Origin of the sequence: Microbacterium sp. SA39 (assembly GCF_000967865.1) — a bacterium.
Taxonomy (GTDB): Bacteria; Actinomycetota; Actinomycetes; order Actinomycetales; family Microbacteriaceae; genus Microbacterium.
The window spans coordinates 14,935-30,328 of the sequence record NZ_JXRU01000038.1 but is presented as its reverse complement, the minus strand read 5'-3'; the positions used below and the strand labels follow the sequence as shown (position 1 = coordinate 30,328).

Below are 15,394 nucleotides of genomic sequence, written 5' to 3'. Positions count from 1 at the left end.
GGTCGGCCACACGCCGACCGGACGACCTCTCAGCCGTGCGTGATCGTGGGCACGTGCGGCTCCGGCTGGTAGCGGAGCCAGAGCGTGGAGAGCGCAGGCAGGGTCACTGACGCTGTGGGTGCCCCGTCGCCTTCCGAGTGCGCGATGACCACGCCGAGGTTGCCGGACCCGCGGCCGCCGTAGTCCGCGGCATCCGTGTTCAGGATCTCCTGCCACACGCCTTCGCGGGGAAGCACGAGACGATGCCCGGTGCGCTCGACGCCTGCGAAGTTGCTGATCACGACGATCCGTCCGCCGTGGGCGTCGCGACGTTCGAAGGCGATCACGGTCGGCTCCCAGTGCGGGGCCCCGAGCCGGGAGAACGAGGATGCGTCGTTGTCACGCTCCCACAGCGGCGCTTGCGCTCGGTAGGTGTGGTTGAGCACGCCGACGAAGCTCTGCAGCTGCGCGTGCGACGGCTGATCGAGCAGCCACCAGTCGAGTTCGCGTCCCTCCGACCACTCTGCGAGCTGACCGAACTCCTGCCCCATGAACAGCAGCTTCTTGCCCGGATGACCCCACATGTAGGCGAGGTAGGACCGCAGGTTCGCGAGCTTGTGCCAGTGGTCGCCGGGCATCTTCGCCAGCAGGCTGCCCTTCCCGTGCACCACCTCGTCGTGACTGATCGGGAGGAGGTAGTTCTCGCCGAAGGCGTAGACGAACGAGAACGTCATCTCGCCCTCGTGGTGCGAGCGGTACATCGGGTCGCGCTCGATGTACTGCAGGGAGTCGTTCATCCATCCCATGTTCCACTTGAACCCGAAGCCGAGCCCTGCGTGATCGGTCGGCGCCGTGACGCCAGGGAAGCTCGTCGACTCCTCGGCGATCATCAGGATGCCGGGGTGCATGCGGTACGCGGTCGCGTTGACCTCCTGCAGGAACCGGATCGCCTCGAGGTTCTCGCGGCCGCCATGGATGTTCGGCTCCCACTCACCGGCGTTCCGGGAGTAGTCGAGGTACAGCATCGACGCGACGGCATCCACGCGCAGTCCGTCGACGTGGAACTCCTCGAACCAGTACAGCGCGTTCGCGACGAGGAAGTTGCGCACCTCGTTCCGCCCGTAGTCGAAAATCAGCGTGCCCCAATCCTGGTGCTCGCCCCGCCGCGGATCCGGGTGCTCGTACAGGGGCTGTCCGTCGAAGCGCGCGAGAGCGAAGGCGTCCTTCGGGAAGTGGCCGGGCACCCAGTCCATGATCACGCCGATGCCCGCGTGGTGCAGCCGATCGATCAGGTGGCGCAGGTCGTCGGGGCTGCCGAACCGGCTCGTCGGAGCGTAGTAGCCGCTGACCTGATAGCCCCAGGAACCTCCGAACGGATGCTCCGCGAGCGGCATGAACTCCACGTGCGTGAATCCGGCATCCGTCACGTGCTGGATCAGGGGATCGGCGATCTCGCGGTAACCGAGACCGCCACGCCACGAACCGAGATGCACCTCGTAGATGGAGAGCGGCTGCGCGACGGCATGCGTGGCCGCGCGTCGCGTCATCCAGGCTCCATCCGTCCACGTGTAGGACGACTCGGCGACGACGGATGCCGTGTTCGGCGGCACTTCCGCGGCGAGGGCCATCGGGTCGGCCTTGAGGATCCAGCCTCCATCGCGCGTGCGGATCTGGAACTTGTACTTGGTGCCGGGGGAGAGGTCGGGGACGAAGAGCTCCCATACACCGCTCACGCCCATCGAGCGCATCGCGTGCAGCTCGCCGTTCCAGCCGTTGTGGTCTCCCACCAGACGGACGGCGGAGGCGTTGGGTGCCCAGACGGCGAAAGACACGCCCTGCTCGCCGTCCAGAGTGCGCGGGTGCGCCCCGAGAGCCTCCCAGAGGCGCTCGTGCCGACCTTCCGCGATCAGATGGAGGTCGATGTCGCCCAGCACGGGGGAGTGCCGATACGGGTCGCCCTCGACGGACTCGTCGTCCTCGCCGTAGGCCGTCGCAACGCGGTACGGGACCGGGGGGCCGGCGTGCTGCGCCTCCCAGATGCCGTGGGCGACGTGGGAGAGCGACAGGCGGGTGCCGTCGCCGAAGACGGCCTCGACGGTGGCGGCGAGCGGACGGCGGGCCCGGATGACCGTGACCGTGCGGCCGGAGGCGTCCTTCGTCGGGTGCGCTCCGAGCACGGAGTGCGGGTCGTGGTGCTCAGCGGAGGCCACGGCCTCCCAGTCGGCTGACACGGTCGCGTCTTCCACATAGCTCATGATCGGCTCCTCACCTTCAGGATATGCACCGGCTCGGTGAAGGCATCGAGCCGCACGTAGTTGTGTTCGCCCCAGGTCCAGACAGCCCCGGTGAGCAGGTCTTCGACCTCGAAGGACTCGCCGAGAGGCACGCCCCAGCGCGTCGTGTCGAGATGAATCGTGGTCTCTCGCATGGAGTGCGGGTCGAGGTTCGCCACGACGATGATCGTGTCGTCCTGGCCGGTGCCGGTGAACGCGGAATCCAGGTGCTTGCTGTAGACGAGGACCGAGTCGTCGTCGCTCCAGTGCGCGGAGAAGTTCCGGAGCTGTCGCAGCGCCGGATGCTCGGACCGGATCTCGTTCAGCCTGCGCAGCAGCGGAGCGAGCGACTCGCCGCGCTGCTCTGCTCCCACCCAGTCGCGCAGCTTGAACTCGTATTTCTCGTTGTCGATGTTCTCTTCGGAACCCGGCCGCGCGACGTTCTCGAACAGCTCGTAGCCGGCGTAGACGCCGTAGATCGGACCCGCTGTCGCCGCGATGCAGGCACGGATACGATACGCGGCGCGCCCGCCGAACTGCAGGTACTCCGTCAGGATGTCGTGCGTGTTCACGAACAGGTTCGGCCGCATGTAGTCGCTGGTCTCGTGCGAGATCGAGGTGAGGAACTCCTCGAGCTCCGCCTTGGTGTTGCGCCAGGTGAAGTAGCTGTAGCTCTGCTGGAAACCGACGGCGGCGAGCGCGCGCATGACCGCCGGGCGCGTGAAGGCCTCCGCCAGGAAGATCACATCGGGGTCCGCGGCGTTCACGGTCCCGATGAGCCACTCCCAGAACTGCAGGGGCTTCGTGTGCGGGTTGTCGACGCGGAAGATCTTGACGCCCTGTGCGACCCAGTGCTGCACGATGCGCAGCATCTCGGCGTAGATGCCCGCCGGATCGTTGTCGAAGTTCAGCGGGTAGATGTCCTGATACTTCTTCGGCGGGTTCTCCGCGTAGGCGATCGAGCCGTCGGGCAGCGTGGTGAACCACTCGGGATGCTCTGTCACCCAGGGGTGATCAGGGGATGCCTGCAACGCGAGGTCGAGAGCGACCTCGAGTCCTTCCTTCTGCGCCGCGCGGACGAAGGCGCGGAAGTCCTGGGCCGTGCCGAGGTCGGGATGGATGGCGTCGTGTCCGCCATCGGCGGCACCGATCGCGTAGGGAGAACCGGGATCGCTCGGCTCGGCGACGAGGGTGTTGTTGCGGCCCTTGCGGTTCGTGGTTCCGATCGGATGGACCGGAACCAGATAGACGACGTCGAAGCCCATCTGCGCGACCTCCGGCAGGCGCTTCATCGCCGTGCGGAACGTGCCGCTCTTGATCGAACCGTCCTTCAGCTTCCGTGCGCCCTCCGACCGGGGGAAGAACTCGTACCAGGCTCCGACGCCCGCAGCGACACGCTCGACGAGCAGTGTCTGCTCGTCGGCGGTCGAACGAAGTGTGGAAAGCGGGCGCTCGGCGAAGATCCGGGCCAGCTCGGCATCCGTCGACAGGGCGATCGTCGTGGCGGGGTCTCCGCCGGCGAGCGAGGCGGCATCCTTCTGAAGGCGCTTGCGCTCGGGGGCGGGCCTGTCCTTCTCCGCCGCTGCGCGGGTGAGAAGTTCCGCGCCGAGGGCAGCCATGATGTCGACGTCGACGCCCGCGGCGACTTTCAGCTCGGCCGCATGCGCCCAGGTGGCGAAGTCGTCGGAGAACGCCTCGAAGCGGAAGCTCCACGGCCCTTGCACATCGAGGGCGATCTCCGCGGCCCAGGTGTCGGTCCCGTCCAGACGCGGCGTGAGGCGATGCAGGCTCTCCTCGCCGTCGGGCGACGTCAGCCGGAGGTGGACGCCGATGATGTCGTGGCCCTCGCGGAACGCGACGATGCTGAACGGGACCACCTCACCGACGACCGCCTTCGGGTGGAAGCCGCCGGGAACCGCGGGCGTGCCGTTGACGAGAGGGATGCGCGGGGTGCGCGTATCCGTCACGACCGTGACGGCGCCGACCGGGCGCGTCGGGATCTGAGCGGGGCTCCGGAGAGCGGGGGATCGGGTGTCGGTGCGTGCAGCCACCCCCCGAATCTACAGCGCGTGGGAAGTTGCGCCTACGGGTGCCGGCGAGCCCTCCCGGCCATGTATCATTCGACGCGGAACAGCCGCATGGACGTGCCCGCGAGGGGCAGGACGTCTCCCGGAGCGAACACCTCGGCCTGGTCTGACGGGCGCTCCTCCGCGCTCGACCACAGGGATACGAAACGTGTGGCGCCCTCGATCTCCTCGGGGAACGTCACGTCGATCGGCGACTCCGTGCCGTGCACGATCAGCAGGATGCGGTTGGCGGCCTCCTTGTCGGGAGTGGACGCCGCGACGTACTGGAGCGTGCGGTTTCGGGGGTCCGCCCACTGCGCGCTCTCCATGGTCTCGCCGTTCTGGTCGTACCAGTCCATGACCGAGGCGTTGGGGATGTGTTCTCCGAGCCGCGCATACTTGCTGGGACGGAGCGCGGGGTTCTCCTCGCGCAGCCGGATCAGGCGTGCCACATGTGAGCGGAGATCGGTCTGCCACGGCTCGAACTCCCAGGCGAGCCAGGTCATGGCCGAGTCCTGGGCGTAGGCGTTGTTGTTGCCCCGCTGCGTGCGACCGACCTCGTCGCCGGCGGTGAGCATCGGGATGCCGGCGGAGAGCAGGAGGGTACCGAGGAGGTTGCGCATCGCCTTGCGCCGCGCGGCGAGGATCGTCTGATCGTCGGTCGGCCCTTCGACGCCGTGGTTGAAGGCGCGGTTCATATCGGCGCCGTCGCGGTTCTGCTCGCCGTTAGCCTCGTTGTGCTTCACGTCGTACGAGACCAGGTCGTGCAGGGTGAAACCGTCGTGGGCCGTGACGAAGTTCACACTCGCCAGCGGACCTCGCGTCTCGCCGAAGGTGTTCGACGAGCCGGCGAGCCGGGTGGCGAAGCCGCCGATGCCCACGGGGGCGGAGGCGCGGCGCGCATAGTCGATGTCGCTGAGCCAGAAGTTGCGGACGCGGTCGCGGTAGCGGTCGTTCCACTCGTGCCAGCCGGCCGGGAAGTTGCCGGTCTGCCAGCCGCCGAGCCCGACATCCCACGGCTCCGCGATCAGTTTCGTGTCGGCCAGGACGGGGTCGTTCGCGATCGCCGTGAGGAGCGGATGCTCCGGGGTGTAGGTGTGCGCACCGTCACGGGCGAGCGCGGCGGCGAGATCGAAGCGGAATCCGTCGATCTGCATTTCCTGCGCCCAATATCGGAGCGAGTCGAGCACGAGCCGGGCGCCCGCGTCGGTCGAGGTGTTCAGGGTGTTGCCGCACCCCGTCGTATCGATGTACACGCCGGAATCGTCCTGCCGGTAGTAGCTCGCGTTGTCGATACCCCGCAGGCTGGAACGCGGTCCGCCGATGCCTTCCTCGGAGGTGTGGTTGTACACGACGTCGAGGATGACCTCGAGTCCTGCTTCGTGGAGGAGCCGCACCATGCCCTTGAACTCGGCCAGCACCGCTTCGGGACCCATTTTGCGCGCGTCCTCGGTGGCGTAGGCGGTGTGCGGCGTGAAGAAGTTGAGGGTGTTGTAGCCCCAGTAGTTCGTGAGGCCCCGTTCGAGCAGCCTCGGCTCCGGTACGAAGGCGTGGACGGGAAGCAGCTCGACAGACGTGATCCCGAGCGAGCGCAGGTAGTCGATCATCGCCGGGTGAGCGAGGCCGGCATAGGTGCCGTGCAGAGCCGGCGGAACGTCGGGATGACGCTTCGTCAGCCCCTTCAGGTGGCCCTCGTAGATCACTGTGCGGTCGAGGGGCACGCGGGGCTTCTGCGAGTCGCCCCAGTCGAAGCCGTCGACGATCACCACGGAGCGCCATTCCTCGTAGCCGTCGCCCTGGGCGAGCCCGCGCGCATACGGGTCGAGCAGCAGGCTCTCCTGGTTGAACGTGTTGCCGGGACCATGCGGTCCGCCGACCCGGACCGCGTAGCGGACACCGGCCTGCAGGAGAGGGGTCGTCACCTCCCAGATGCCTCCGGGGCGGCGTTCGAGCGGGGCGACGTCGGTCGCCCAGTCGAGGTCGGTGGCGTCGAAGACGACCAGGTCGACGGAGGAGGCGTTCTGCGACCAGACCCGGAGTGTCCCGACGCCGTCATGGAGACGGACGCCGAGGTTGTCGAGGGCTGGACCGCCGGGCGCGGTGAAGTCTCGGGACGCGGGCATGAGTACACCATAGGCGGGTGTGCTGCGGTCTCACGACACCGCACACTCAGTCCCATGTGGTCGTCGCCCGTCCGCTGCGTTTTCGGGAGAGAATCGGAGGATGCGGCACTACCTGGACCACGCGGCGACCACGCCCCTGCGGCCCGAGGCGCGAGACGCGTGGCTGGCGGCCTCTGAGACGATCGGCAATGCCTCGTCGACGCACGGCGCGGGCCAGGACGCGCGGAGACTGCTCGAGGAATCGCGCGAGCGCATCGCCGCGGTGTTGGATGCCGACCCGATCGAGATCGTGTTCACCTCGGGGGGCACGGAATCGATCAATCTCGCGCTGCAGGGCATGTGGCGCTCTCGTCCCACGAGCGCCGATGCGATCGTGCTGCCGGATGCCGAGCACCACGCGACGATGGACACCGTCGCGGCTTTGGCGGAGGAAGGCGCGGTGGTGAGATCCGTGGGGGTCACGGAGTCCGCGGCCATCGACATGCGAGCCTTCGTCGCTGCCCTTCCCGGCGCGGCGTTCGCGACGGCGCTCGTCGCGAACAATGAGGCCGGCACGCTCAACGACGCGGCCGCCCTCGCATCGGCGAGTGCGGCGTCGGAAGTGCCGCTCCACCTCGACGCGGTCGCGGCCCTCGGTCATGTTCCGCTTTCCTTCCGTCGTCTGCGATCCGACGCTGCGCCCGGTGTCGGTCTCGTCGCGATGAGCGTGGCGGGCCACAAGATCGGGGCGCCCGTCGGAGTCGGCGCGCTGGTCGCGGCGCGGTCAGCGCGTCTCACGGCGCTGCTGCGCGGCGGGGCGCAGCAGCGCGGCCTCCGCGCCGGGACGCAGGATGTGGCGGGTGCTGCTGCCTTCGCTACAGCTGTGGAGCTCGCGGAGACAGAGCGTGAGGATGAGGCGGGACGTCTGTCCGCGTTGCGGGACCGACTCGTCGACGGCATCCGCTCGGCCGTTCCTGCGGCCGAACTCCTGGGAGATCCCGTGCGGCGTCTTCCGGGCAATGCGCACGTGCTCTTCCCGGGAGCCGTGGGGGAGAGCCTCCTGTTCCTGCTCGATGTGGCGGGGGTCGCGGCCTCCACGGGCTCGGCATGCCAGGCGGGCGTGGCGGAGCCGTCGCACGTCGTGATGGCCATGGGGCGGACCGAGCGGGACGCGCGGAGCGTGCTGCGGTTCTCCCTCGGGCGGACGACGACGGATGCCGATGTCGACGCGGTGCTCGCCACCATCGCGGATGCCTACCTCCGGGCATCCGGGTCCAGCGCAGGCGCACGCTCGTAGACTGGTCTCATGCGGATACTTGCGGCGATGAGTGGTGGTGTCGATTCCGCCGTCGCGGCCGCACGTGCTGTGGAGGCGGGGCACGACGTCGTCGGCGTGCACCTCGCGCTCTCCCGGGCCGGTGGCACCCTGCGGACGGGCAGTCGGGGCTGCTGCACGATCGAAGACGCGCTCGACGCGCGTCGCGCCGCCGACGTGCTCGGCATCCCGTTCTACGTCTGGGACTTCTCGGAGCGCTTCCGCGACGACGTGATCGGCGACTTCATCGCCGAGTATCAGGCGGGACGCACCCCGAACCCCTGCATGCGCTGCAACGAGAAGATCAAGTTCGCCGCTCTGCTCGAGCGGGCGATCGAACTCGGTTTCGACGCCGTGTGCACGGGACATTACGCGACGCTCATCGAGGGCGTGCAGGGACTCGAGCTGCACCGCGCGTCGGACAACGCGAAGGACCAGTCCTACGTGCTCGGTGTGCTCACGGCCGAGCAGCTCGCGCACACCTATTTCCCGCTCGGCACGACGCCGTCGAAGGCGATCGTCCGCGCCGAGGCGGAGGCAAGGGGCCTGAGCGTGGCGCAGAAGCCCGACAGCCACGACATCTGCTTCATCCCCGACGGAGACACACGCGGCTGGCTCGCCGAGAAGGTCGGCACCGCGACCGGAGAGATCGTCGATCGTTCTGGCAGCGTCGTGGGCTCGCACGAGGGAGCGCACGCCTTCACCGTCGGGCAGCGTCGAGGGTTGAAGCTCGGCGTGCCGGCATCCGACGGCAAGCCCCGGTTCGTCCTCGAGGTGCGACCCGTCTCCAACACGGTCGTCGTGGGTCCGAAGGAGGCTCTGGCGATCGCGGAGATCGCGGGGGAGCGCTTCAGCTGGGCGGGAGCGGGGCCGCAGGAGGCGACGTTCGACTGTCACGTGCAGATCCGGGCGCATTCCGAGCCGGTCCCGGCGACTGCGCATCTGACCGACGAAGGGGTGCGGGTCGTGCCGGAGACACCGCTCGACGGTGTCGCTCCGGGCCAGACAGCGGTGCTCTATGTCGGGACGCGCGTGCTCGGCCAGTTCACGATCGACACCACGGTGTCGGCCGTTCCGGTCGGCGCGTAGACCTCGGCGGATGTCGGCACCCGCTCGTAGACTGACGGAGTGCCGGAGAACATCTCGCTGGAAGACGCCCGAACCGAAGCCGCAGAGCTGACCACTCGCATCCTCGAGGCGAAGGACGCCTACTACGGGCGCGACACCTCGGTGGTCGACGACTTCACCTACGACGGGTGGATGCATCGTCTGGAAGAGCTGGAGCGCCTGCACCCCGAGCTGCAGGGACAGGACTCGCCGACGCAGATGGTCGGCGCCGCCGAGGCGACGGGGCTCGCGACGATCGAGCACGCCGAGCGGATGCTGAGCCTCGACAACGTCTTCTCGCTCGAGGAGCTGCGGGAGTGGGCCGCGAAGACGCAGGCGTCCGCCGGACGCCGGGTGGCGTGGCTCACCGAGCTGAAGATCGACGGCCTCGCCATCAACCTGCGCTACGAGAACGGCGTGCTCACGTCGGCCGCGACCAGGGGCGACGGCCGTGTGGGCGAGATCGTCACCGAGAATGCGCTGCGTCTGCCGGAGATCCCCGAGCGCCTCAGCGGGGAGGGGCACCCTTCGATCGTCGAAGTCCGCGGTGAGGTGTTCATCCCCGTCGCCGCGTTCGAGCGGCTCAACGCGGCGCAGGCCGCGTTCCGCGACCGCGCCTACAACGACGCCCTCGCCCGATGGCAGGTCCGCGGCGGTGCCAAGAGGCCCTTCGACGATGAGAAGGCGCGCACGGCTGCGGCGCGGCGGTTCCCCGCTTTCGCGAACCCGCGGAACGCGGCGAGCGGCGGCCTCCGTCAGCAGATCGACAAGAAGGACGGGCTCGAGCTCGAGGCAGGGCTCCTGCGCATCGAATCTCTCGCGCTCTACGTGCACGGCATCGGCGCCTGGACGAACCCGCCCGTCGAGGCGCAGAGCGAGGTCTACGACCTGCTGGCCGAGTGGGGCCTGCCCACGAGCCCGCACAGCAAGGTGTGCAGCTCGATCGACGAGGTGGCAAACTTCGTGGAGTACTTCGGCGCGCACCGGCACGACATCGAGCACGAACTCGATGGCATCGTCGTCAAGGTCGACGAACTCGAGTTGCACGACGAACTCGGCGCAACGAGTCGTGCACCGAGGTGGGCCATCGCCTACAAGTACCCGCCGGAAGAGGTGCAGACGAAGCTGCTCGACATCGTCGTCTCGGTCGGCCGCACGGGGCGCGCCACGCCGTTCGCCGTCATGGCCCCGGCGCAGGTCGCCGGTTCCGTCGTGCGCCAGGCGACCCTGCACAACAAAGACGTGGTGAAGGCCAAAGGCGTGCTGATCGGCGACACGGTCGTGCTCCGCAAGGCCGGTGACGTCATTCCCGAGGTCCTCGGCCCGGTCGTGGAGAGGCGCGACGGCACCGAGCGGGAGTTCGTGATGCCGGTCGAGTGCCCGGAATGCGGCACGCCGTTGCGCCCGATGAAGGAAGGCGACATCGACCTCCGGTGCCCGAACGCACGGTCGTGCCCCGCGCAGGTGCGCGGACGGGTCGAGCACATCGGGTCTCGCGGCGCGCTCGACGTAGAGGCCCTCGGCGAGGTGACGGCGGCCGCTCTGACGCAGCCGACGTCGCCGGCAGTGCCGCCGCTGGAGACCGAAGCCGGACTGTTCGCTCTCACGATCGAGGAACTCGTGCCGATCGAGCTCTTCGTGCGCGACGCCGAGACGGGTCTTCCGAAAGAGGACGAGGACGGGCTCGTGAAGACGCGCGCGCCGTTCCGTCGCAACCCGTCCGCCGCCGAGAAGAAGGCGGGCGCGACGGGACCGCAGCCCTCGTCGCAAGCGGTCACCCTGCTCGCCGAGCTCGAGAAGGCGAAGACCAAGGACCTGTGGCGGCTACTCGTCTCGCTGAACATCCGTCACGTCGGCCCGGTCGCCGCTCGCGCTCTCGCGCAGTGGTTCGGCTCTTTGGACGCGATCCGCGCGGCGTCACGCGACGAGCTCGCGTCGGTGGAGGGCGTCGGCGGGATCATCGCCGACTCCCTGCTCGCCTGGTTCGAGGTCGACTGGCATCAGGAGATCGTGCGACGGTGGGCCGAGGCGGGTGTGCAGTGGTCGACGCCCGGGCACCCCGGCCCGGGAGCGGCTGTCGCTGCCGGCGGCGTTCTCGAGGGCCTGACCGTCGTCGCGACCGGATCGCTCGAGGGGTACACCCGCGACGGTGCGCAGGAGGCCATCATCAATGCGGGTGGCAAGGCGGCGTCGAGTGTGTCGAAGAAGACCGACTTCGTGGCCGCGGGCCCGGGCGCCGGCTCGAAGCTCGGCAAGGCAGAGGAGCTCGGCATCCGCATCCTCGACGCGGCGCAGTTCCACATCCTCGTGACGGAAGGACCCGGCGCGCTGGACCAGGCGGGCGACGAAGCGTGAAGCGCTACGGACCGCTGATCGCCGTTTCGGGAGCGTTGGCCGTCGGCGATCCCGGTCGGTATCACCTGCGGCTGACCCCCGAGGCGGTGATCCTCCGCGAAGGCGTCGAGAACCGCGGCATCCTCTCCTGGCCTGACGTGGAGAGCATCGCCCTCGATGTGCCGACCACGAAGTTCCGACTGCCGGGACTCGTGGGCACGATCGTGCTGGGCGCCCTCACGGCCGTGGTCCTCTCCGACCTCGGCGTGGATCCCGACGACGGCGCGGTGACGCTCACGGTCGACGGAGAGGTCACGACAGTGCCGCTGAGCCGACATCACGTGGGCGGATACTGGGCGCCGACGGTCGACGGCGCGCACCGCCTGCTCGCTCACCTCATCGAGAATCCGGAGCAGCGGGCGCTTCTCGCACATCCGGAGCCGCTGATCGACATCGCCGCGCAACTCGCCAGGGAGTCCGTGTAGAGAGTCGCGAACCGCAAGGAAAAACGAGAACTCCGCAGAGATCGGTGATTCCTGCGGAGTCCTGGTCGTGCGGAGTTCAGTGCCGCGTCAGGCCTTGTGGCGCGGCTTGCGGAACGGCTTCTCCTCGCGGTCGCCGCGCGCCGGACGGTCGTCGCGTCGCTCGTAGCGGTCGCCGGAGTCCTCGCGCGGTCCGCTGCGACGAGCACCGGGTCCGCGGTCCGGCTTGATCTCGATGAGACGACCCGAGATGCGCGTGTCGCGCAGCTTCTCGAGCACGGTCGGGCTGAGGTTCGACGGCAGCTCGACGGTCGAGAAGTCCGGCCGGATGTTGATCACGCCGAAGTCGTCACGACCGAGTCCGCCCTCGTTGGCGAGCGCACCGACGATCTGACGCGGCTCGACGCGGTGGCGTCGGCCGACCTCGATGCGGTAGGCCGTGTAGTCGCCGCGCCCACGGCGCTCAGTACGAGGTTCACGGGGTTCCCGGTTGTCCTTGGTTCCGCGCGCACCGCCTTCGCGGGGCGGTCGGTTGTCGGCCTCGACGGCCTTGGAGAGCCGGTCGTTCGCGGGGTCGAGCAGGAGCGGGGTGTCTCCCTGCGAGACGATCGCGAGCGCCGCGGCGACATCCGCCTCGGGCACATCGTGATTGCGCACGTAGTGAGAGATCACGTCGCGGAACTTCTCGATCGCAGCGGAATCGCCCAGTGCCGTGGTGATCGCGTCGTCGAACCGAGCGAGACGCGTGGTGTTGACGTCATCGGTCGTCGGCAGCTGCATCTGCGCGGGCTGCTGACGCGTCGCCTTCTCGATGTGCTTGAGCAGGTAGCGCTCGCGAGGCGTGATGAAGCTGATGGCGTCACCCTTGCGACCGGCGCGGCCGGTGCGACCGATGCGGTGCACGTAGGACTCGGTGTCGGTCGGGATGTCGAAGTTGATCACGTGGCTGATGCGCTCGACGTCGAGACCGCGCGCGGCGACGTCGGTCGCGACGAGGATGTCGAGCTTGCCGTCCTTCAGCTGGTTCACGCTGCGCTCGCGCTGCACCTGGGCGACATCGCCGTTGATCGCGGTCGCGGAGTATCCGCGGGCGCGGAGCTTCTCAGCGAGCGTCTCGGTCTCGTTCTTCGTGCGGACGAAGACGATCATGCCGTCGAAGTTCTCGACCTCGAGGATGCGTGTGAGGGCATCGACCTTCTGTGCGTACGACACCACGAGGTAGCGCTGCGTGATGTTCGTGCCCGTCGCGGTCTTCGACTTGATGCTGATCTCTTCCGGCTCGCGGAGGTACTTCTGCGCCAGGCGACGGATCTGCGGAGGCATGGTCGCCGAGAACAGGGCGACCTGCTTCTCGGCGGGGGTCTGCGCCAGGATCTGCTCCACGTCCTCCGCGAAGCCCATCTTCAGCATCTCGTCGGCCTCGTCGAGCACCAGGTACTTGAGCTCGGACAGGTCGAGGGTGCCCTTGGCGAGGTGGTCCATGATGCGACCGGGGGTGCCGACGATCACGTGCACGCCGCGTCGCAGGGCCGACAGCTGCACGCCATAGCCCTGTCCGCCGTAGACGGGGAGGACGTGGACGCCCTTCATCTTCGAGGCGTACGCCTCGAAGGCCTCGCACACCTGCAGCGCGAGTTCACGCGTAGGAGCGAGCACGAGAGCCTGGGGGATCTTCTGCGACACGTCGAGTCGCTCGAGCACGGGGAGGGCGAAGGCCGCGGTCTTGCCGGTTCCGGTCTGCGCCTGGCCGACGACGTCGCGGCCCGCGAGGAGGGTCGGGATGGTGGCCGCCTGGATCGGGGAGGGAGTCTCATACCCGAGATCCTTGATGGCCTTGAGCACAGGCCCGGTGATGCCGAGCTCCTCGAATCGAGGGGTGGCGGGAGAGTCTTCGGGGGCGTCGGTCAGCACTGCGTCTTCAGGGGTCACTTCCCAAGGGTAGCGCCCCGAGGGTGTTCTCCGCCTGTGAGGGCGTCCTCACGCGCCGGTGGTCAGGGAGACCAGCTTCTCCTTCACCTGCCGGCGGAGTACTTTCCCGATCAGGGACTTGGGCAGTTCGTCGACCACGAAGATGCGCCGCGGCACCTTGTAGGGGGTGAGGATGCTGCGCGCGAACTCGCGGATCGCCTCGACGTCGACGTCCGCGGCGCTGTCGACGACGATCGCTGCGACGACCTCTTCGCCGGAGTGATCGCTCGCGAGACCGACGACTGCGGCGTCCACCACCTGAGGATGCTGACGCAGGGCGTTCTCCACCTCGGTGGGGGCGACGTTGAAGCCGCCGGTGATGATGAGCTCCTTGATGCGGTCGACGATGCGGATGAAGCCGGCGTCATCGATCGTGACGATGTCGCCGGTGCGGAACCAGCCGTCGACGAACACCGCCTCCGTCTCTTCGGGCTTGCCGTAGTAGCCGGAGAAGACCTGCGGGCCACGGACGACGAGCTCGCCGGGCGTCCCTTCCGGGACGTCGGCGGTCGGGTTCTCCGGGTCGACGACACGGCACTCGGTGCCGGGAAGCGGCAGGCCGACGGTCCCGGGCACGCGATGGGCGGCGACCGGGTTCGCCATCAGCACCGGGGAGCACTCGCTCAAGCCGTATCCTTCGACGAGGAATCCGCCGGTGGCCTCTTCGAAGGGCACGACGAGCTCGTGCGGCAGGGCCATGGCTCCTGAGATCGCGACCTCTGTGCCCTCGAGCGACACACCCTTCGCCTTCGCCGCGGCGAGCAGCCGGTCGGCGACGGGTGGGACGAGCGGGAGGAACGTTGCCGGGTGCTTCTTGACGACGTCGAGCACCAGATCGGGATCGAACTTCGGGAACAGCACGAGGCGCGCACCCATCGACATCGCGAAGGTCAGGCAGAGCGTGAGCCCGTAGGCGTGGAACATCGGCAGCACCGCGTAGACGACGCATCCCTGGCCCCGCTGGATCGATGGGACCCACGCTTGCGCCTGTGCGGCGTTGGCCAGCAGATTGCGATGTGTGAGCGAGGCGCCCTTGGGGGTGCCGGTGGTGCCGGAGGTGTACTGGATGATCGCGAGGTCGCCGGTCGACGGCTTCGGGTGCGACGGGGGGAGCGGTGCAGAACGGACGAGCGCATCCCAGGTGACCGTGCCGCGCACCTTCTCGGTGAGCGCCACCCGCGACTCTCGAGCCTTCGCAACGGGGAGCCGCAGCGCCACGCGCGTGAGAAATGGCATCGCCTGCGTCACGTCGACCGAGACCAGGTTCGTGACCGCGAGGTCGGCCGGGAACTCCTGAACCGTGGTGACGACCTTGTTCCAGACGATCGCATGCTTCGCCCCGTGGTCCTCGAACTGCTTACGGAGCTCGCGCGGGGTGTAGAGGGGGTTGTGCTCCACGACGAACGCGCCGAGGCGCAGGACCGCGTAGAACGCCACGATGTGCTGCGGACAGTTCGGCAGCACGATCGCGACGGGATCGCCGCTGCGCACGCCGAGATCACGCAGGCCGGCGGCCGCACGGTCGATCGCGTCCTGAAGCTCGGCGTACGTCGTCTCCCTGCCGAAGAACTGCAGAGCGGGTGCATCCGGGTAGTCCCGCGCCGAGGCCGCGACGATGTCGATCAGCGATCCTTCGACGGGTGAGAGGTCTTCCGGGACACCGGCGGCATAGCTGGCGACCCATGGGCGCGGGGGCTGGAACTGGCTCACGTGCCCAGCTTAGGGCGCGGAAGCAGCCACGGCGGGGGAGGCCCGAGCACGCCAACTA

The 15,394-nt window shown here is 68.6% G+C and carries 9 protein-coding genes; 4 read left to right on the top strand and 5 right to left on the bottom strand.

Going from position 1 to position 15,394, the window contains the following annotated elements:
• Positions 1 to 29: 29 nt before the first annotated feature.
• From glgB to glgX, 3 genes are all read right to left on the bottom strand, one after another.
• Positions 30 to 2,234 (bottom strand): 1,4-alpha-glucan branching protein GlgB, encoded by a 2,205-nt coding sequence (gene glgB, locus RS85_RS14910; RefSeq protein WP_046014268.1) that lies wholly within the window; start codon positions 2,232 to 2,234, stop codon positions 30 to 32.
• A complete protein-coding gene (locus RS85_RS14905) occupies positions 2,231 to 4,303 on the bottom strand; it encodes an alpha-1,4-glucan--maltose-1-phosphate maltosyltransferase (RefSeq protein WP_052703592.1) in 2,073 nt (690 codons plus the stop codon). Before RS85_RS14905 ends, glgB begins: the two co-directional genes overlap by 4 nt.
• Positions 4,304 to 4,368: 65 nt before the next feature.
• Positions 4,369 to 6,441: a glycogen debranching protein GlgX gene (gene glgX / locus RS85_RS14900; protein ID WP_046014267.1), complete on the bottom strand. Its 2,073-nt coding sequence runs from the start codon at positions 6,439 to 6,441 to the stop codon at positions 4,369 to 4,371.
• Between the two features lie 100 nt (positions 6,442 to 6,541).
• Between glgX and RS85_RS14895 the strand changes: the two genes are divergently transcribed.
• The 4 genes from RS85_RS14895 to RS85_RS14880 are packed head-to-tail and all read left to right on the top strand — an operon-like array spanning position 6,542 to position 11,661.
• Complete coding sequence (locus RS85_RS14895; RefSeq protein WP_046014266.1) at positions 6,542 to 7,717, top strand: cysteine desulfurase family protein; 1,176 nt, start codon at positions 6,542 to 6,544, stop codon at positions 7,715 to 7,717.
• A 9-nt stretch (positions 7,718 to 7,726) separates the two neighbouring features.
• Positions 7,727 to 8,824, top strand: coding sequence for a tRNA 2-thiouridine(34) synthase MnmA (gene mnmA / locus RS85_RS14890; RefSeq protein ID WP_082087650.1), 1,098 nt, complete (start codon positions 7,727 to 7,729; stop codon positions 8,822 to 8,824).
• Positions 8,825 to 8,863: 39 nt separating this feature from the next.
• Positions 8,864 to 11,197: an NAD-dependent DNA ligase LigA gene (gene ligA / locus RS85_RS14885; protein ID WP_046014264.1), complete on the top strand. Its 2,334-nt coding sequence runs from the start codon at positions 8,864 to 8,866 to the stop codon at positions 11,195 to 11,197.
• Positions 11,194 to 11,661, top strand: a complete 468-nt coding sequence (locus RS85_RS14880) for a hypothetical protein (protein WP_046014263.1) — start codon at positions 11,194 to 11,196, stop codon at positions 11,659 to 11,661. Before ligA ends, RS85_RS14880 begins: the two co-directional genes overlap by 4 nt.
• A gap of 87 nt (positions 11,662 to 11,748) precedes the next feature.
• On the opposite strand, the gene RS85_RS14875 is transcribed toward RS85_RS14880, so the two are convergent.
• Positions 11,749 to 13,569 carry a DEAD/DEAH box helicase gene (locus tag RS85_RS14875; RefSeq protein ID WP_046014262.1) on the bottom strand — a complete coding sequence of 607 codons (1,821 nt, stop codon included), beginning with the start codon at positions 13,567 to 13,569 and terminating at the stop codon, positions 11,749 to 11,751.
• A gap of 66 nt (positions 13,570 to 13,635) precedes the next feature.
• Positions 13,636 to 15,336 carry a long-chain-fatty-acid--CoA ligase gene (locus RS85_RS14870; RefSeq protein WP_046014261.1) on the bottom strand — a complete coding sequence of 567 codons (1,701 nt, stop codon included), beginning with the start codon at positions 15,334 to 15,336 and terminating at the stop codon, positions 13,636 to 13,638.
• Positions 15,337 to 15,394 lie beyond the last annotated feature (58 nt).